This is a genomic window from Myroides sp. LJL115, from assembly GCF_054871665.1.
Genome location: NZ_JBTXLS010000058.1, coordinates 1 through 16,648, shown reverse-complemented (window position 1 = coordinate 16,648; position 16,648 = coordinate 1). Strand labels below are relative to the sequence as shown.

The 16,648-nt window shown below is 30.9% G+C and carries 22 protein-coding genes and 2 pseudogenes; 10 read left to right on the top strand and 14 right to left on the bottom strand.

Going from position 1 to position 16,648, the window contains the following annotated elements:
- Positions 1-312: 312 nt before the first annotated feature.
- Positions 313-456: a hypothetical protein gene (locus ACYSNX_RS11875; RefSeq protein WP_461754886.1), complete on the bottom strand. Its 144-nt coding sequence runs from the start codon at positions 454-456 to the stop codon at positions 313-315.
- Between the two features lie 16 nt (positions 457-472).
- Positions 473-1,594 carry a Fic family protein gene (locus ACYSNX_RS11870; protein WP_461754885.1) on the bottom strand — a complete coding sequence of 374 codons (1,122 nt, stop codon included), beginning with the start codon at positions 1,592-1,594 and terminating at the stop codon, positions 473-475.
- Positions 1,595-2,055: 461 nt separating this feature from the next.
- On the opposite strand from ACYSNX_RS11870, the gene ACYSNX_RS11865 reads away from it, so the two are divergent.
- A complete protein-coding gene (locus ACYSNX_RS11865) occupies positions 2,056-2,334 on the top strand; it encodes an IS3 family transposase (RefSeq protein ID WP_461754887.1) in 279 nt (92 codons plus the stop codon).
- A 186-nt stretch (positions 2,335-2,520) separates the two neighbouring features.
- On the opposite strand, the gene ACYSNX_RS11860 is transcribed toward ACYSNX_RS11865, so the two are convergent.
- Genes ACYSNX_RS11860 through ACYSNX_RS11850 form a run of 3 tightly spaced genes read right to left on the bottom strand, consistent with a single transcriptional unit; the run spans position 2,521 to position 3,392 of the window.
- Entirely contained in the window at positions 2,521-2,814 is a 294-nt protein-coding gene (locus ACYSNX_RS11860; RefSeq protein ID WP_461754884.1) for a type II toxin-antitoxin system RelE/ParE family toxin, read from the bottom strand.
- A gap of 2 nt (positions 2,815-2,816) precedes the next feature.
- Positions 2,817-3,062, bottom strand: coding sequence for a hypothetical protein (locus ACYSNX_RS11855; protein WP_461754883.1), 246 nt, complete (start codon positions 3,060-3,062; stop codon positions 2,817-2,819).
- A 12-nt stretch (positions 3,063-3,074) separates the two neighbouring features.
- A complete protein-coding gene (locus tag ACYSNX_RS11850; protein WP_461754882.1) occupies positions 3,075-3,392 on the bottom strand; it encodes a helix-turn-helix domain-containing protein in 318 nt (105 codons plus the stop codon).
- A gap of 259 nt (positions 3,393-3,651) precedes the next feature.
- Between ACYSNX_RS11850 and ACYSNX_RS11845 the strand changes: the two genes are divergently transcribed.
- From ACYSNX_RS11845 to ACYSNX_RS11835, 3 genes and pseudogenes are all read left to right on the top strand, one after another.
- Positions 3,652-3,759, top strand: a complete 108-nt coding sequence (locus tag ACYSNX_RS11845; protein WP_461754881.1) for a CHC2 zinc finger domain-containing protein — start codon at positions 3,652-3,654, stop codon at positions 3,757-3,759.
- Positions 3,760-4,176: 417 nt separating this feature from the next.
- Positions 4,177-4,923, top strand: coding sequence for a hypothetical protein (locus tag ACYSNX_RS11840; protein ID WP_461754880.1), 747 nt, complete (start codon positions 4,177-4,179; stop codon positions 4,921-4,923).
- Positions 4,924-4,941: 18 nt separating this feature from the next.
- Positions 4,942-5,148, top strand: a pseudogene (locus tag ACYSNX_RS11835) (RHS repeat-associated core domain-containing protein); the annotation flags it as partial.
- 574 nt (positions 5,149-5,722) lie between these two features.
- Here the strand turns inward: ACYSNX_RS11835 and ACYSNX_RS11830 are convergent.
- A complete protein-coding gene (locus ACYSNX_RS11830; RefSeq protein ID WP_461754879.1) occupies positions 5,723-6,022 on the bottom strand; it encodes a type II toxin-antitoxin system RelE/ParE family toxin in 300 nt (99 codons plus the stop codon).
- Positions 6,015-6,266 carry a type II toxin-antitoxin system ParD family antitoxin gene (locus tag ACYSNX_RS11825; protein WP_461754878.1) on the bottom strand — a complete coding sequence of 84 codons (252 nt, stop codon included), beginning with the start codon at positions 6,264-6,266 and terminating at the stop codon, positions 6,015-6,017. Before ACYSNX_RS11825 ends, ACYSNX_RS11830 begins: the two co-directional genes overlap by 8 nt.
- A gap of 801 nt (positions 6,267-7,067) precedes the next feature.
- On the opposite strand from ACYSNX_RS11825, the gene ACYSNX_RS11820 reads away from it, so the two are divergent.
- Entirely contained in the window at positions 7,068-7,274 is a 207-nt protein-coding gene (locus ACYSNX_RS11820) for a hypothetical protein (protein WP_461754877.1), read from the top strand.
- Positions 7,275-7,616: 342 nt separating this feature from the next.
- On the opposite strand, the gene ACYSNX_RS11815 is transcribed toward ACYSNX_RS11820, so the two are convergent.
- The 4 genes from ACYSNX_RS11815 to ACYSNX_RS11800 form a co-directional block, all read right to left on the bottom strand.
- Entirely contained in the window at positions 7,617-8,654 is a 1,038-nt protein-coding gene (locus tag ACYSNX_RS11815) for a virulence RhuM family protein (protein WP_461754876.1), read from the bottom strand.
- An 807-nt stretch (positions 8,655-9,461) separates the two neighbouring features.
- Entirely contained in the window at positions 9,462-9,734 is a 273-nt protein-coding gene (locus ACYSNX_RS11810; RefSeq protein WP_461754875.1) for a type II toxin-antitoxin system RelE/ParE family toxin, read from the bottom strand.
- Positions 9,735-9,775: 41 nt separating this feature from the next.
- Positions 9,776-10,009 carry a hypothetical protein gene (locus tag ACYSNX_RS11805; RefSeq protein ID WP_461754874.1) on the bottom strand — a complete coding sequence of 78 codons (234 nt, stop codon included), beginning with the start codon at positions 10,007-10,009 and terminating at the stop codon, positions 9,776-9,778.
- Between the two features lie 16 nt (positions 10,010-10,025).
- A complete protein-coding gene (locus ACYSNX_RS11800; RefSeq protein WP_461754873.1) occupies positions 10,026-10,373 on the bottom strand; it encodes a helix-turn-helix domain-containing protein in 348 nt (115 codons plus the stop codon).
- A gap of 740 nt (positions 10,374-11,113) precedes the next feature.
- On the opposite strand from ACYSNX_RS11800, the gene ACYSNX_RS11795 reads away from it, so the two are divergent.
- The 5 genes and pseudogenes from ACYSNX_RS11795 (at position 11,114) to ACYSNX_RS11775 (ending at position 15,481) form a co-directional block, all read left to right on the top strand.
- Positions 11,114-11,407: a HigA family addiction module antitoxin gene (locus ACYSNX_RS11795; protein WP_461754872.1), complete on the top strand. Its 294-nt coding sequence runs from the start codon at positions 11,114-11,116 to the stop codon at positions 11,405-11,407.
- Positions 11,408-11,595: 188 nt separating this feature from the next.
- Positions 11,596-11,889: a type II toxin-antitoxin system HigB family toxin gene (locus ACYSNX_RS11790; RefSeq protein ID WP_461754871.1), complete on the top strand. Its 294-nt coding sequence runs from the start codon at positions 11,596-11,598 to the stop codon at positions 11,887-11,889.
- Between the two features lie 3 nt (positions 11,890-11,892).
- The gene (locus ACYSNX_RS11785) at positions 11,893-12,249 is read left to right on the top strand and encodes a helix-turn-helix domain-containing protein (protein WP_461754870.1); all 357 of its coding nucleotides are present in this window, start codon (positions 11,893-11,895) and stop codon (positions 12,247-12,249) included.
- 441 nt (positions 12,250-12,690) lie between these two features.
- The gene (locus ACYSNX_RS11780; protein ID WP_461754869.1) at positions 12,691-14,064 is read left to right on the top strand and encodes a Fic family protein; all 1,374 of its coding nucleotides are present in this window, start codon (positions 12,691-12,693) and stop codon (positions 14,062-14,064) included.
- 220 nt (positions 14,065-14,284) lie between these two features.
- Positions 14,285-15,481, top strand: a pseudogene (locus tag ACYSNX_RS11775) (IS256 family transposase).
- 64 nt (positions 15,482-15,545) lie between these two features.
- Here the strand turns inward: ACYSNX_RS11775 and ACYSNX_RS11770 are convergent.
- From ACYSNX_RS11770 to ACYSNX_RS11760, 3 genes are all read right to left on the bottom strand, one after another.
- Positions 15,546-15,845 carry a type II toxin-antitoxin system RelE/ParE family toxin gene (locus ACYSNX_RS11770; RefSeq protein ID WP_461754868.1) on the bottom strand — a complete coding sequence of 100 codons (300 nt, stop codon included), beginning with the start codon at positions 15,843-15,845 and terminating at the stop codon, positions 15,546-15,548.
- Positions 15,838-16,089 (bottom strand): type II toxin-antitoxin system ParD family antitoxin, encoded by a 252-nt coding sequence (locus ACYSNX_RS11765; protein ID WP_461754867.1) that lies wholly within the window; start codon positions 16,087-16,089, stop codon positions 15,838-15,840. The genes ACYSNX_RS11770 and ACYSNX_RS11765 overlap by 8 nt, the downstream gene beginning before the upstream one ends.
- Positions 16,090-16,148: 59 nt before the next feature.
- Positions 16,149-16,648, bottom strand: a 500-nt coding sequence (locus ACYSNX_RS11760) for an IS256 family transposase (protein WP_461754866.1), incomplete at its 5' end; no start/stop codon positions are given.

Below are 16,648 nucleotides of genomic sequence, written 5' to 3'. Positions count from 1 at the left end.
ATTAAAACTAGTCTATCTAGCCATCAAAGATGTATCTAAAAAATGGACTATGCCTATTCGCAATTGGGGCTTGACAATGTCTCAGCTTTATATTAAATTTGGGGATAGATTACAGCCGTAAAAAAAAATCCTGTTTCCAAGCCTTGGGGCTTAAGCCCCAAGGCTTGGAAACAGGAGATGACACAGTTCATGTTACACTCCCTTTCTATACTGTGCTGTATAATTTCCATTGTGAGTTGCGAAACTCCCCAAAGCAAATTTTTACAAGGGAATGACATTATCTATTATGGGACATGTTTTGTTGAGTGATGATTATGAAATAAAGTATTTTAAATCTTCTGTGATAAAGAATTTGGGTGAAACGGTATTTGCTTTAGCTTCTTTGTATTGTAAACCATCTTTTCTTTCGCAGAAAAAATGGATTAAGTATTTATTTTGTAAGTCGAGTTCTTTCATATGGTTAATTTAGCTTTTAGAATAATCTAATATAAGGTTCGAACATGAATATTTGACCTCTTTTACCTCCAGTTACTTCTTTTAGAATCCCGAATTGTTGTAATTCATCTAGTATTTTGTATGCTGTTGGCATAGATACTCCTGTAATCTCTACCACCTGTGTAGCATTGATAATTGGTTTTTGATATAGTTTCTCTAAAATGTTTAATAAATGGTGACTACGTATACTATTCTTTTGTATAGTTTCTTCCTTTTCTTTTTTCAATTTTAGAATAGCATCAAATGTTTCAATTCCTTTTTTAGCTGTTTCTATCACACCTACTAAAAAGAACTTAAACCACTGTTTTATATCATTGTGTGTACGTACACGCATTAAATTATCATAATATAAATATCTATTGCGTTCAAAAAAATCGGATAAATATAATATAGGTTTTTTTAAAATTTGTTTATCCACTAAGTACAATGTAATTAATAATCTACCAACACGACCATTACCATCTAAAAAAGGATGTATAGTTTCGAATTGATAATGTATTAAAGCAATTTTTAATAAATCTGGAAAATACATTTCTTCATTGTGAGCAAATTTTTCAATATCTGCCATCAGGTCGGGTACAGATGTATGTATTGGCGGGACGAAGGTAGCATCATTAATGCTTGCACCACCAATCCAATTTTGGCTTGTTCTAAATTCTCCGGGTAATTTATGCTGACCCCGTACACTTTGTAACAATATACGATGTGTGTCACGAATTAAACGAGATGAAAAAGGTAAATTATTTAATTGGTGAATAGCTTGATTCATTGCAGAGATATAATTATGTACCTCTTCCCAATCGTCTCTACGTTCTTCTCCTAAATCTTCTTTTTCCAAAAAAGCATCTTCAATATTGGTTTGTGTTCCCTCTATTTTACTACTTTGTGTAGCTTCTTTGGCTACGTGCATACTGATAAACAAATCAATATTAGGAATGTACTCCGAATACATATCTAAACGACCTATTTGACGGTCTGCTTTAGATAAAAGCTGCTGTATTTCCATATCGTCTAACAGCCATTGATTATTAAGTTCAGTAGGTTGAAAGCTTTTATAATACCCTTGATTAATGTATGTACCTGATTTAAAGTTTTTCATAATTTAGTAATTGTTTATATTTTAAATAAGAAATAAGCTTATTTAAAATTTGAACTACTAATTTAAATAAAAAAATCCTTATTTAAAATTTGAACTACTAATTTAAATAAAAAAGTCCTTATTTAAAATTTCGATTGCTTTTTTAAATAAGGACTTGAGTTTTTAAAAAATTAGCAGTAATTTTTATTCTACTACTTTTATTTTACCTGTTACCGCGTCGTAGATCAATGTTTTACGTAGCTGTTTTAATGTTTCTATTTGTTTACCTAAATTACTTACAATAGCATCTATTGTAGCTGTTTTTTGGTCTAAATAGTTAGATGTTTTCTCTTGTTCTGATTTGGGGGGTGAAGAACTAATGCATTGGTTATCAACTTCTTATTTAGCGTTTTAGCTCCATATATATTTTCTGTAGCTGCTAATTCTAAATAAGTTGGTAACATAAAATAATAATATTCTAAATCAATGTTTTTATTAGGAAATATAGACAAAATAGCTTCATTCGTATAAACATCAGTAGAAAAGCTAATTGTTGGGATAATAGTGTAGCTGAAAGCTTCTTTAAATCCTTTAAAACAGAGCTGATCTATGGTAATTTAATGCTTACTAATACGCAAATGGAAACAAAGGTTTTCCTATACATTGAAACCTGGTACAATAGAAAACGTAGACATTCTTACTTAAATTACCTTACAATAGAAGAATTTAACCAAATAATGGATTATAAAAAAGCTGCTTAACTAATACTCCGGATTTTGTTTGGATATCCAGTTCACTGTTTTGTATCCCGTGTTTCTCGAAGTAATCTATATTAGTGTGTAGTGCTTTTACTTTTAATAATCAAAAAAAACAGCTGCCACTAGCATTTTTAGGGGCCGTTATAAATAAAGTAAAACGCCAAGCTGCAAATCCTGTCGTTTCTGATATTATAAATTAAGTTTATCAGGGTTTTGGAGATTATTAAAAAACCTTAGTAGTTCAATATCGTTGTTTAAGTTTAAGTGGTAATAAAGTGTAATTTGTTTTACCACCGTAATTTGGTAGGCACCTTTGTAGTTTGTGGGCTTAAAGGTAACCTTACCTTCTTTAAGAATGTTCAAAACCTGTTCCACCTCTTTTATAAAATGGACCGCTTCATTTTCCGTCCATTTATTGAGTAAAAAGTTAATGTTGTCCCAATAATCTTCTTGTGCTGTTTGCGACCAAAGAATCGTTCTCATTACTATTTTTGAAATAAGTTTGGGAATTTTTTCCTTGTCTGTTCCATAACGGCATCGTGGGTTTTAGCCCCGTTTTCTTCAATGGAAACCAAAGCCTGGTCAATGGCGTTTTTTTGTTCTAAAGTCAAAGAAACGTCTTTGTTTTTACTCATTATCGCTTTAATTTTTTCGATTACAGAATAATCCTGTAATTCACTAATCCAGTGAATAATATTTAGTTTATCGTTTTGCAATTCTTGTGTGTTCATAACCTATGAGTTTTATAGTGTTGCTATATTTTTATTAAAGAAGTCTTTAAATTTCTTTTTAGCAAGCATAGTGTCAATAATTTTAAATACCGTTTGTTTGTCCTCTCCATCTAATTGGTTGATAAGACGTAATTTTAAAAAAGCAGGTTTATCTTCCAAAGTTACTTCTTCGGGGATGATGTTTTCATAGTTTAGAATCTGGTCAGTTGTAAGATTAAAGAGCTTACTTAATTTTTGTAGTTCATCTACAGATAAATTTCTGCGTCCGTTTTCCAACTTGTTGTAACTGCTATTACCAATATCAAGAAAAGAAGATACCTCTTTTTGCATCAAACCTTTATCCTATCTAATTTTACTAACGCTCATAATTCGAAGTATTTATACAGACAAAAATACAATAAAATTGCGTTATTATAAAATAGTTGCGATTAATTAAAATCATTTTGTGTGTTAGAAGGAAATGTATTTTCTATTTGTAGCTGAAAAAATCGCATAAAATAAGTTTAGTAATGAAAATTAGCGAAATCGAACAGTATTTAGATTTAAGTAACATACTGTATTACTACGGTTTAGTGTAGAAGAACAATACGTGCCGTTGTGTCCTTTTCATGCAGATCAAGCAGCTTGCTTGCAGGTGCATTTAGAAAAGAATTTTTACCATTGTTATGCCTGCAGAACGACAGATGATGTGATTTAGTTTGCACTGAACTATGAAAAGTTAGGTAAACACGAAGTTATTACAAAATATAAAAGGTTTACCACAAACCTGCCACAAGTTGAAAATAACCTATCCTCACAACAGCTCCAGCAGATCAAACCGAGTACATCACTTTTTTAACCAAGATGTTTTTAGCTTAAAAAAAGGTTTGTTTAGCACTAACTCCGCTAACGACTATTGTTATAGTAAAGCCTAGGATTATGAGTTGTTGGAAGTTGGTTATAGCAGCGGACAGATCCACCACAATACACGTAAAGAAGAGCAACTGATAAACGATTGTTTACAATACGCTTTTCTTACTATGCTAGTTCTTAGACTACTGGATTATACAACGGAAATATTACCGAACAGCTTTATACAAGCGCCTTAGATAATAAAAAAAGAGGCTATAGTTATGTGTATGACCGCTTAAATCGCCTTACCCTTGCTGCTTTAAAAGACCCAGATTTAACTATAAGCAGTAATGATACTCCTTATGGGGAAAAGCTTACTTACGATAAGAATGGCAATATTTTAAAACTAACCCGTAATGGAGCCCCCGTAGCCAATAAAGTCACTCAGATAGATAACTTAACCTATAGCTATGAAGCAGGAAGTAATAAACTCTCTAAAATAGTAGATGCTAGTGGTAACTTAGAAGGATTTAAAAAAGGGAATACCACAACTAGTGCAGATTATACCTATGATGTATTTGGTAATCTAACAGTAGATAGAAATAAAAATATTACAAAAATTAGTTATAATTCTTTACATTTACCTGTAGAGTTAAACATTGGATCTAACAAGATTGCTTATCTATATGATGCTAGTGGGAAGAAAGTACAAAAAAAAGTTATCCAGGGTACAAGTAGCAGTACTACAGATTATTTAAATGGTTTTCAATATGTAGATAATGTTTTAAGTTTTATACCTACATCAGAGGGGTTCTTTGATTTTCAAACAAATAAATATGTCTATCAATATGTAGATCAACTGGGTAATGTAAGGCTATCTTATAGTGATAAAGACGGTAACAATAAGATAGAAACATCTGAAATCATTGAGCAGATTAATTATTATCCATTTGGATTAGCCCATAAAGGCTATAATCAAAAGAATGATCCTTTAATGAAAGATTTTAAATACCAATACAATGGTAAATAGAATCAAGAAGAACTAGGATTAAATGTTTATGATTACGGAGCTAGGAATTATGATGCAGCTATCGGAAGATGGATGAATGTGGATCCGCTAGCGGAAAATATGCCACAGTGGAATCCTTACACTTATACTTTTAATAATCCAATAATGTTTACAGATCCGACTGGGATGGAGCCTGATGGAGTAGAAAATGATTATTTATTTGATAATAAAAACAATTTAATATAAAAAAGTAGAAACAATAGATAAAATAATAATGTCTAATAGTAGAAATGCAGTATTTTTTATAGTCACTTTAAAAGATAAATGGGGAGGAGGTATTTGTCAAATTATAGTAGAAATGCAGTATTTTTTATAGTCACTTTAAAAGATAAATGGGGAGGAGGTATTTGTCAAATTATAGTAGAAATGCAGTATTTTTTATAGTCACTTTAAAAGATAAATGGGGAGGAGGTATTTGTCAAATTATAGTAGAAATGCAGTATTTTTTATAGTCACTTTAAAAGATAAATGGGGAGGAGGTATTTGTCAAATTATAGTAGAAATGCAGTATTTTTTATAGTCACTTTAAAAGATAAATGGGGAGGAGGTATTTGTCAAATTATAGAAGAGGGTAAGTGTTATGTTATATGTCTTGTCAAAAAGAAGGGACTTATACCCCAACCACACATATTTTTTCTTACCTTGTTAAGTTAGTATCAAAAACAAATCTCGTTTTAAAAGGCTTAAACGAGGTCATATATTTTAGTTTTTACGTCAAAAATGGGGTTGTGCACAGTTACACATGTTAGGTGTAGTTTGACTAATCTTTCATTCTGTTTTTCAAATCCATTTCTGCTCCTAGAATTCTTTCAATTTCGATTTCTTGAAGATTCAAAATTCTGTAAAAAATAATATGTTTTTTAGCTACAAAGCCGAATATTGTAGAATCGATTTCTTTGTAATTCTTTCCAATATTGGGGTTTTCAGAAATTATCTCACAATATTCAATTATTTCGTTATAATATTTATCAGCTTGGGGTTCAGACCAAAATTCAAATGTGTATTCATAAATTTTAGAAAGGTCTTCTACGGCTTTGTTAGTAAAGAAATATTTAGCCATTATTTTTCATTGTGGCTTTAAGTGTTTCTAAATGCTTTATAGGATTAAAATCTTTCGCAATTCCACTTTCAATTCCTTCTTGTATTGCATTTTTTAAAATTTGAACTTTATTTTCTTCTTCTTCTAATAATCTCAATCCAGCGCGAATTACTTCACTAGCATTTTTATATCTTCCTTGACTCACTTTTGAATCAACAAAATCCTCAAAATAATTTCCTAAAGAAACAGATGTATTACGTCCCATTTTATTTAGTTTTAAATTCACTTACCCAAAGTTACCAAAATTTGGTAATATTTGCAAATTTAAATTTTTAGATGCATTTTTTCAAAATTATACCTTACGTTTTGGGTATTGCCGTAGGCGGAGAATTTATGGCTGAAAGCTTAGATTCAACACCGAGGTGAGTCAAAATGATTTTTTATGACTTAAATTTACAAAACAAAAACTAATAGGATTCGTTTTTGGCGAATAAGTAGGATAGAACTTTGAATTTAGCACTTTAGCCAAAGGTGTACCGCCTATAAAAGAATTGAAATCACTACAAAGATTGCTGATTGAAAGATGTAAGAAAATTACTGATTTTGATTTTATAAATAGTTTTAAAAAAAAAATGATGTAAAACTTATTCTATAAAAAACTCAAAAGGTAGTAGAAAAACCACTCTTCTCAAGTCGGTTTTTTGTATAAAAAAAGAAAAATAAGGGCAAATAAAGATGTTGTCGAAGGGCATGGAGCATCGAAGGGTAAAAGACTAGAGTGTTATTAAAAATAAAGCTACAAATTAAGTATAGTGATTTAATAAAGGAAATTATATCGTCCCAAGAGAGAACTTAGATGTACTCCCTAGAGTCAAGCGGTAACTTTAATATAATTGAAAGAGTGTGGGTAGATTGGCCTTTTGAAGTAGAATGTTTTTAAATTGAGGGCAGGGATTTTATTCCTAATTTGGATTTAAAGATTCTTGAAATAAAGAACCCTTTAAAAGGATTTGAGTACAAGAAGATTAGTTCTTTTGAAAACTTAGAAATCATATGGATTTGGTCTATGAAAAAAGAGGAAATAGATTGTAAAATATTTAAGTGTTTTAAAAATTTAAAGGAGTTAGGATTACCTTATTGTCAGAGAATAAACAATGTAGAAGCCTTATTAGATATACCTAGTTTGGTAAGTTTACATATAGAAGATGCTCTTAATCTTCCGCAAGAAATAAAGAGCAAATTAGAAGCACAAATCCCCAATTGCAGTCTTTAATTTTACTTAGTATTGAATATCTTAAATAATACATTAGGGGCTATTGGAATGAAATTTAAAAAATATTTTTCAAATATAAGAGTGCAAAGTATCTTGTTTTGCCAATATTCTTCTTGGGCTTTTTGTTACATTACACTTTCATGAAATAGCGTTGCTTGTTGCTCAGTAGAGATAAAAGCCCCAAAAGATAAAGTATATAATTATTTTTGCATAAGTTGTGCAGTCTTGTTGCCCAAAATGCTGCATTTCTAATTGCCAAAAATTGTGTATTCTTATTTAGCCATTACAATAAAGGATTTCTAATTGGGATTCAGAGTATTTCTTCTATTGCAATTATTAATTTTACTCCTGGTTTTTTTTAGGTGGAGTTAATTTAACGATTCTGTCAAAATCGCTTTCAAACAATTGGTCTTGTATAATTCTGTACTTCTCGAATTCAGTTTCAGCATGTGCTTTGGCTATTTCAGAAGTTACTTTGCCTGCGTTTTGTAACACTTCCCTGTCTGTAGCTTCTATGAATCTATTCAATCGACTTTCCCAATCTTCCATCGTCATCGGAATTTGTCTTATCGCCGTGTCTTCTGCAATATCTAAATAAGCCGAAACCAAACGTTGTAATTGTTGCATTTCGTTATCAGACAAATAATTTTTAGCCACACTAACATCAAATTTCTGAATTTTACCTTTTGGAGCATCTTGCCAAGTAGTTAATCCCATATTTTCCTTTTGATGATCTGCTCTATTTACAATAACTTCTGGTGCAGTTTGACCGTGTATTGCCCAGTGTAATTTGTTTTGAACTGTAGCAAAAAAGCGTTTCGTAGCTTGGGCAGTTACATCATAATCAATGGCAGTTGCATAAATATCAGTTATTTTTTGATAGAATTTACGTTCACTCAATCGAATTTCCCGTATGCGTTGAAGTTGTTCTTCAAAGTATTTTTTACCCAGAATCGTACCGTCTTTTTTAAGGCGCTCATCATCCATTGTAAAACCTTTGATCGTAAACTCTTGCACAATTTGCGTTGCCCATTTACGAAATTGTACTGCACGTTCGGAATTCACTTTGTAACCAACGGCAATAATAGCAGAAAGATTGTAGTGTTGTGTGTTATAGTTTTTTCCATCAGTAGCAGTTATCCTGTATTTCCGGATAACTGAATCTTCTTGTAATTCGTTGTCTTTAAATATATTTTTTAGATGTTCATTAATGGTTCTTACATTTACGTTGTAAAGCGCACCCATCATTTTTTGCGTCAGCCAAATATTTTCGTCTGCATAAATCGCATCAACACCACCTTCGCCTGTTGCTGCAATAAAAGTTAAGTATTCTGCCGATGAAGAGCGAACTAAAGACTTTTTATTGTTTGTATCTTTCATTTTGTTGATGGTATTAAATTTAGCTATTTTCTTTGAAAACGATAAGCTCGTATTTACAAAAGGTTGATAGTGGCATGTTCTAATTATGATTAGGTGTATTTCTTATTTAATCTTCTTCAGGCTTACTATTACTCTTTGTAATAGTAATAATTTAGCTAATTTTTCAAAAACAGAATTCTCTTGACGGTTTTCATTAAAAAAATTCTAACTCCTTTTTCTTATCTGTTTCAATAGCATTTTGTATAAAGTGCTTTAATAAACTCTTAATTATAACTCAGTAATTGAATAAATTCTAAATTTGGGAGGAATTCATTTTTAATAACAAGTCGAAAAATATCATTTTGATTAAATAGCGGCCTAAAGGTTTAAAATGACACAAAAAAGAGAGTAGGTTAAGGGTTTCAAATTATCTTCGAATTTCTAAACCAGAAATTACTTTTGTAATACCAAATATAACATTGTTTTCTCAGATATCCACAAAACTTGATTGCTCAAAATTCAAGGAAATAGTAAAAGATAAGCGGACCGATAAGCATAATTAAGGTTGGATTGGGTAAATGGATGATTCTATATGGATATTATCTACTTTATTACTAATATTATAATTACCAATTAGCTTGAGATAAATTAGAGATTATTTATGGCTTTACAAGCCATATTAATCTATGCTGCATCATAACAAATAAAGTAAATAAAAATAGGTAATATTTTATTGTATTTCATCGTTAAAAGATTTTAAAATCCTATTTACAGAACCAAAAAGGAGTACATTCTTTTTGGACGTCTGTATCTTCAATTAATCATTTATTATTTTATCAGCTTTAGTAAAGCTTTAATTTCTTTATCGGAAATAGAGTTTTGTTCTCCTTTGTCATAAAGGGAAAGTAAATAAAGAGTTTCTTTATCAATGAAAATATAGGTAATTACTCTTGCTCCACCACTTTTGCCTTTTCCCTTTGCTTTTATTGCCAACCGTATTTTGTAACAATTATTGCCTAGGGTCGTTCCTAATGCAGGATTTTCCCCAAGCTCTTGAAAAAGAGTAGATAAATCGTTTTTAACGAATGATATTTTTTCCAAGTTTTTTAGCTTCTTTTAAAAATTATGGAGTTGCAATAATATTATAATTCATCCAAAAGCTCTTTCATAGAAATTCCTTTCAGCTTGCCCTCTTTTATTAAGTTTAGCTCTGAAATTGCTTGCACTAAGCTTGTTTCTACATCTTCTGTAGAATTAGTGCTTTTAGTATTTTGTCTTGTAATTTTCATTTTCAAAGACTTTGCAAAAGCTTTCAAAGCTTCTGCTTCTTCTGATGTAGAAGGCTCTACAATATAGATTTCGGGTGTCGTCATCATTTTTATTTTTAGGTAATTAAATAGCTAATTGTTTTTGCAGATTGTTTTTCAAAATAAAAGCTTCTAATAAATCCTTTATTGTGTTTTTCTGGTTATCATTCAATTGTTGAGTTTGTGTAAATAAATTCAATAGTTGATTGTCCTGTAAAACATTACCTGCTTTATTGTTGCCGTAAACCAATTCATCCAGGGAAATCGATAATGTTTTTGCCATTTTTTCTGCTATTTCTAAAGAAGGAACTGAAATGTTTCTTTCGTATTTAGAGAGATTTGTAACATGTATACCAATCTTAGAAGCCAGTACTTCTTGCGAAAAACCTTTTGTTGTTCTTAATTCTTTTAAATTTTTTCCGAAATTTTTCATAGCAAATAAACTTTAATATAAACTACATATGTAGTATGTTGTGTATCACACAAGGTATCATTTAGTTAGTAAAAAAGCTAATTAATTACGGAAATAAGAAGCGAAAAGTATTTGTTTGTTTTAATTAATAACATGTAAATAAATTTCTGTCTTGAAATACATGAGTGTTCTTTGATAATTGGAGGGTAAATGATGTTAACAATTTAGATCTGATTACAAATGGGAAACGCTCTTTGTTTGCATTAAAATTAGATTATAATAAAATTGAACAAAGGTAATTGGAACTACTGCTTTACAAGCCATCTAGATCTTTGCTAAATCCAAATTGACTATATTTGATCAAGTATAAATCTACTTATTAAGTGAGTTTTTGTGTATATTTATATTGTGTTTTACTGTTTAAAGAGGTTTTAATAAAAGTGAAATCTTTGGAACACCATTTAGAAGAAAACTATATGGATAGGAAGAGAAAAAGCATAGGATTGAACTTTTAAGGCGTCAAAAAATGCCGTCAAAAAATGGAAATATTAAAGGCTGTGTCACGACTTGAAGATTTATTCTTAATGAATAGTCTAAATTATGAAGCGCAGGTACAAATGATAGGCAATCTATAAGGGTAGATTAACAGTATAGGATTGGGTTCTATATTTCGGAACAAGGGGAAGTTCCTAATATAATTAAGATTTGCCCCATAGACAATCTTAGTAAACTCTATAAGTAACTATAAAACTAAAATTAAAATGACTACTCTACAAAAACAAAAAGATTTAATACCTTATAAAGCAACTCATCCTGGGGTTCTTATTGCAGCTGAATTAGGAGTTAGAGAGGATATTGACCAGGAAGATTTGGCTCATTTATTAAGTAAGAAATCATCTTCCCTTAATGAAATTATTAAGGGAAAAAGACCTATTACAGCAAATACAGCTCTTTTGTTAGAAAAAGCTCTAGAGATTACTGCCGATTTTTGGTTAAGGTTTCAAGAACAATATGATGCGGATGTAGCTTGTATCAAAGGAACATTACCAAAGTAAAAAGCATTGAGATTCGGAACGTCATTAAAACTTAAGTTTCATTCGATGGTATCTCTAGATACGGTGTCTAATTACACCTCTTTAGTCTTCTCTTAAGTCTCTAGCATTTTTATTGGAAGATAAAATAAAGTATTTAGGGAAGTTCCCAAATTGGGAAAATATTTGTATCTTTGTGTAAACTATTTTGATTGAGAGTAATAGCAATAAAAACATTACGTAGCTTTTGGGAAAAACACGCTGATAGCGAGCAACAGTTAAAAGCATGGTTTCAAGAGGCAGAAAGAGCCACTTGGAAAGATGTTAATGAATTAAAAAGCGAGTATCCAAGCGCAAGCATATTAAAAGACAATAGAATTTGTTTTAATATAAAAGGCAATCATTATCGATTGATAGTTAAGATAAATTTTGTTCATCAGGTGATATGGATTCGTTTTATAGGAACCCACTCACAATATGATAGAATTAATGCTAATACTATTTAAATTATGAAATTGAAACCTATAAAATCAGAACAAGATTACGAACTAGCTTTAGATAGGCTAGAGATTATTTTTGACGCACTTCCTGGGACAGAAGAGAGTGATGAGTTGGAAATTTTATCCATATTAATTGAAAAGTATGAAAAAGAAAACTTTCCTATTGATTTACCAGACCCTATAGAGGCCATTAAGTTTAGAATGGAGCAAATGGGATATACACAAAGTGATTTAGCCGAGATGATTGGTTTAAAAAGTAGAGCAAGTGAGATCTTAAGTAAAAAACGGAAATTATCTTTAGATATGATTCGCACCCTAAGTCAAAAGTTACATATTTCATCTGAAGTATTGATTCAATCCTATTAAGTTAATTCCTGTTTATAAAGTGATCTTCATAGAATTATTGATAAATAGAACGGTATAGTATATAATATTCTCCCTACTACATTAGAACTGATACAGACTTTTAGTTGTTTGGCTGTAGAGAAATCCTACTACTTTTTTTACATATTATATCTACTTAGTAATATTGTTGAAAACACTAAGTCTTATTTAGCTTCATCGTGGAAGAGTTAGGAAATTAGAATGTTTTTAATGCATTAATTTGTCAATAAGGTAATTAGTGTATTTTCTGCGAAAATTAGTTGGTAAAAATTGTCTAAAATAGTAATCATAGCACCTAGTTTTTATGGTTCTCATTTTTTGGTCCATGCATTACCTTTTAGTATTCTGGTGGATATGTAAGCATTGATGAAGAAGATGAATCTTATTTAAGAATTTTTATTAGAAAATACTAACACCTGTAAGATGACCGAAAACAAACATACTGAGTTCAAACAAAAAGTTACTCCTGAATTAGAGAAAGAAGTAGTCGCTTTCTTAAATTCTAATGAAGGTGGAGTAATTTATATTGGGATTGATAAAAACGGAGTCCCAATTGGTGTTAATAATGCTGATCAGGAGCAATTAATTATTAAAGACCGTTTAAAAACCAATATTTTACCTTCTTGTTTAGGACTTTTTGATTTGGTTATTGAAAGCAAGGAAGATAAGGAAATTATCAAAATTATCGTTGCCGGAGGTTATGAAAAACCATATTATATAAAAAAATATGGACTTTCAGAGAAAGGTACTTTCATTCGTGTAGGAAGTGCGGCAGAGCCAATGCCTACCCGACAAATAGAACAGCTTTTTAGCAAGCGAATCCGAAATTCCATCGGAAATATGAAATCACCTAAACAAGCTTTACAGTTTCAGCAATTACATATTTATTATCAGTCCATAGGAAAAGCTTTAAATGAACAATTCGCTCGAAATTTGGAATTAGTTACAGAAGAAGGGAGCTATAATTATGTAGCGTATTTAATGAACGATATCAATAATATTTCTGTAAAAGTAGCTCGTTATCAAGGTTTAAATCGGGTAGAATTAGAAGAAAGTAACGAGTATGGATATGAATCATTAATCAAAGCCACTCATCAAGTTTTAGATAAATTGAATTTAGAAAACAGAACGTTAACTAAAATCACTTCAAAACAACGTAGAGAACAACGTTTATGGAACGCTATTGCTTTACGAGAAGCTGTTATTAATGCTTTTGTACATAATGATTATACAAAAGAAGTTGCTCCAAAATTTGAGATTTTTGATGATCGTTTGGAAATCACTTCTTATGGAAGTTTACCTGAAGGGCTTTCAAAAGAAGAATTCTTTGAAGGATATTCTATCATCAGAAATAAAGAATTGATGCGTATTTTCAAGGATTTAGATTTGGTAGAGCAATTAGGTTCAGGAATTCCAAGGATTTTACAGGCTTATGAACAAGATAGTTTTCATTTTTCAGAAAACTTTTTAAGAGTTACATTGCCTTCAATTGAATTTTTAACTAGAACCGAACAAGCTACCGAACAAGTTACCGAACAAGTTACCGAACAAGTTACCGAACAAGTTACCGAACAAGTTACCGAACAAGTTACCGAACAAGCTACAGTATTAATTTCGCTTATGACTGATAAGAAATATAGTACTGCTGAATTAATGGAACTTGTAGGTATAAAGCATCGTCCTACATTTTTATATAATTATTTACAACCAGCAATAGATGCAAGTTTAATAGCTTTGTCTGTTCCTGATAAACCAACAAGTCCTAATCAAAGATATTATTTGAAAAAGAAGGAGTAGCAGATATCTTGTCCTTCTAGCTTAGCTTTCTGAGTATCTTCTTGTGCTATTATGGTATTTATAACAAAGCAAAAGAAAAAGACTATATAAGTTGTAAAACACACGAATCTTTCGAGTAGTTGTAAATAATAAAAAGACATTGTACCATAAACTGTGTAAGTATAAAAATCTGCTTGGGTAACTAAGCAGATTTTTTAATATATTTAATATTTAGATAGTTATGAATACAAAGAAGATTATCTCCGATGAAGTTTTCAAACAGTTAAAGACTAAAGAAGACTCGAGCTTCCTTTTTTAAGGAATTACAAAAACGTGCAATTGAATGTATGTTAGAAGGTGAGCTAGATGCCCACTTAGACTATGATAAACATGATATTAGAACGGATCAAAACGCACGTAATGGTTATACTACAAAGACCATAAAAAGTGATTTAACAGAAGATGTAAGTAAAGTACCTCGTGATAGAGAAGCTACTTTTAACCCAATGATTGTTCCTAAAAGGAAAAACATGATTGACGGATTAGAAAACGTTATTGTTTCTTTATACGGCAAGGGGATAGTGTGGCAGATATTGAGCAACAACTCTTAGCTATCTACGGTTTTGAGGTGTCTCAAGCTACTATTTCTAGGATAATTGATCCCGTATCAGCGGATGTAGTAACTTGGCAAAATCGTTCCTTAGAACCTGTTTGTCTAATAGTTTGGAGGCATGGTATCGTATTTAAAGTACGAGAAGGAACTAAAGTCATTAATAAAACAGTTTATATACCTATCGGTTTATATACAGATGGGCGTAAAGAAGTACTCGGCTTATGGCTTGGAAAAAATGAATCTTCCTCCTTTTGGATGGCTGTTTTAACGGATATAAAACTGCGAGCAGCAGAAGATATATTAATAACAGCTACTGATTATTTAAACGGCTTTAGCGATACAATTCGTACCATATTTCCTGAATCTAAAACACAAATCTGTGTAGTACATCAGATTCGAAATGCCTGTAAATACGAGGTATACAAAGACAAGAAGCAGTTTACAGCAGATATGAAGCATATCTATAATGCACCTAACAAAGCTGCCGCAGAGGCTGCTTTAAATGACTTTGCAACTCTGTGGGAAGACAAATATTCTTATGCTATTCAGAGCTGGAGAAATAACTGGGATGAACTAACGGTATTCTTTGAATTTCCTGTAGAGATCAGAAAAATCATCTATACGACTAATCTAATCGAAAATCTCAATGGTAAAGTAAGGAAATACACCAAGAAAAAATTATCCTTTTCTACAGATGAAGTTGTCTTAAAATCCGTATATTTAGCTGGAATAGTGGATACTAGGAAATGGACTATGCCAGTAAGAAACTGGGGAATAATATTAGACCAATTTATGATCCTATATAAAAATAGGGTTAGACTTTAAACAAAACCTAACCCAAGCTTATTTTTTGAACTTACGCACTTAAAGATACAGTGCCGTTGTTTTTTTAATCTTTCATTCTATTTTTCAAATCCATTTCTGCTCCTAGAATTCTTTCAATTTCGATTTCCTGAAGATTCAAAATTCTGTAAAAAATAATATGTTTTTTAGCTACAAAGCCGAATATTGTAGAATCAATTTCTTTGTAATTCTTTCCAATATTGGGGTTTTCAGAAATTATCTGACAATATTCAATTATTTCGTTGTAATATTTATCAGCTTGGGTTTCAGACCAAAATTCAAATGTGTATTCATAAATTTTAGAAAGGTCTTCTACTGCTTTGTTAGTAAAGAAGTATTTAGCCATTATTTTTCATTTTGGCTTTAAGTGATTCTAAATGCTTTATAGGATTAAAATCTTGCGCAATTCCACTTTCAATTCCTTCTTGTATTGCATTTTTTAAAATTTGAACTTTATTTTCTTCCTCTTCTAATAATCGCAATCCAGCGCGAATTACTTCACTAGCATTTTTATATCTTCCTTGAGTCACTTTTGAATCAACAAAATCCTGGAAATAATTTCCTAAAGAAACAGATGTATTACGTCCCATTTTATTTAGTTTTAAATTTACTTACTCAAAGTTACCAAATTTTGGTAACTTTTGCAAATTTAAATTTTTTGGCGCATTTTTTTAAAATTACACCTAACGTTTTGGGTATTGCCGTAAGCGGGGAATTTATAAGTATTCCGGTCTAAAGTGATCAGTCCATCTACACAGGCTACAATAATATCTTGAACGCCTCTACTTTTTAACTCAGTTAAAACATGTAGCCAGAACTTAGCACCTTTTGTTTCTGCTAGATAAACACCAAGTAACTCTTTTTTTCCTTCTTGATTAATACCTAATATATTATAGACTGCAGTAGATGTAACACTTCCTGCTTTTTTTACTTTGTAGAACATGTAATCTAGAAACAAAATGGGATAAATAGACTCTAAAGGACGTTCTCTCCAATCCTTCATTGCGGGTAATACTTTGTCTGTAATACGTGAGATTTCCGTTGCAGAGATCTCCATTCCGTACATTTCCATAATGTAATTGGCGATATCTCGTGTACCACTTCCTTTAGCGTATAAAGTGATTACATTTTCCTCTAACTGATCAGTAA

Bases quoted from the DNA above. Each gene is read 5' to 3' on its own strand.
- ACYSNX_RS11875 (WP_461754886.1), bottom strand. From the start codon at position 456: ATGAAAGAACTCGACTTACAAAATAAATACTTAATCCATTTTTTCTGC.
- ACYSNX_RS11870 (WP_461754885.1), bottom strand. From the start codon at position 1,594: ATGAAAAACTTTAAATCAGGTACATACATTAATCAAGGGTATTATAAA.
- ACYSNX_RS11860 (WP_461754884.1), bottom strand. From the start codon at position 2,814: ATGAGAACGATTCTTTGGTCGCAAACAGCACAAGAAGATTATTGGGAC.
- ACYSNX_RS11855 (WP_461754883.1), bottom strand. From the start codon at position 3,062: ATGAACACACAAGAATTGCAAAACGATAAACTAAATATTATTCACTGG.
- ACYSNX_RS11850 (WP_461754882.1), bottom strand. From the start codon at position 3,392: ATGCAAAAAGAGGTATCTTCTTTTCTTGATATTGGTAATAGCAGTTAC.
- ACYSNX_RS11830 (WP_461754879.1), bottom strand. From the start codon at position 6,022: ATGGCTAAATATTTCTTTACTAACAAAGCCGTAGAAGACCTTTCTAAA.
- ACYSNX_RS11825 (WP_461754878.1), bottom strand. From the start codon at position 6,266: ATGGGACGTAATACATCTGTTTCTTTAGGAAATTATTTTGAGGATTTT.
- ACYSNX_RS11820 (WP_461754877.1), top strand. From the start codon at position 7,068: ATGAAAAAAGAGGAAATAGATTGTAAAATATTTAAGTGTTTTAAAAAT.
- ACYSNX_RS11815 (WP_461754876.1), bottom strand. From the start codon at position 8,654: ATGAAAGATACAAACAATAAAAAGTCTTTAGTTCGCTCTTCATCGGCA.
- ACYSNX_RS11805 (WP_461754874.1), bottom strand. From the start codon at position 10,009: ATGATGACGACACCCGAAATCTATATTGTAGAGCCTTCTACATCAGAA.
- ACYSNX_RS11800 (WP_461754873.1), bottom strand. From the start codon at position 10,373: ATGAAAAATTTCGGAAAAAATTTAAAAGAATTAAGAACAACAAAAGGT.
- ACYSNX_RS11795 (WP_461754872.1), top strand. From the start codon at position 11,114: ATGACTACTCTACAAAAACAAAAAGATTTAATACCTTATAAAGCAACT.
- ACYSNX_RS11785 (WP_461754870.1), top strand. From the start codon at position 11,893: ATGAAATTGAAACCTATAAAATCAGAACAAGATTACGAACTAGCTTTA.
- ACYSNX_RS11780 (WP_461754869.1), top strand. From the start codon at position 12,691: ATGACCGAAAACAAACATACTGAGTTCAAACAAAAAGTTACTCCTGAA.
- ACYSNX_RS11770 (WP_461754868.1), bottom strand. From the start codon at position 15,845: ATGGCTAAATACTTCTTTACTAACAAAGCAGTAGAAGACCTTTCTAAA.
- ACYSNX_RS11765 (WP_461754867.1), bottom strand. From the start codon at position 16,089: ATGGGACGTAATACATCTGTTTCTTTAGGAAATTATTTCCAGGATTTT.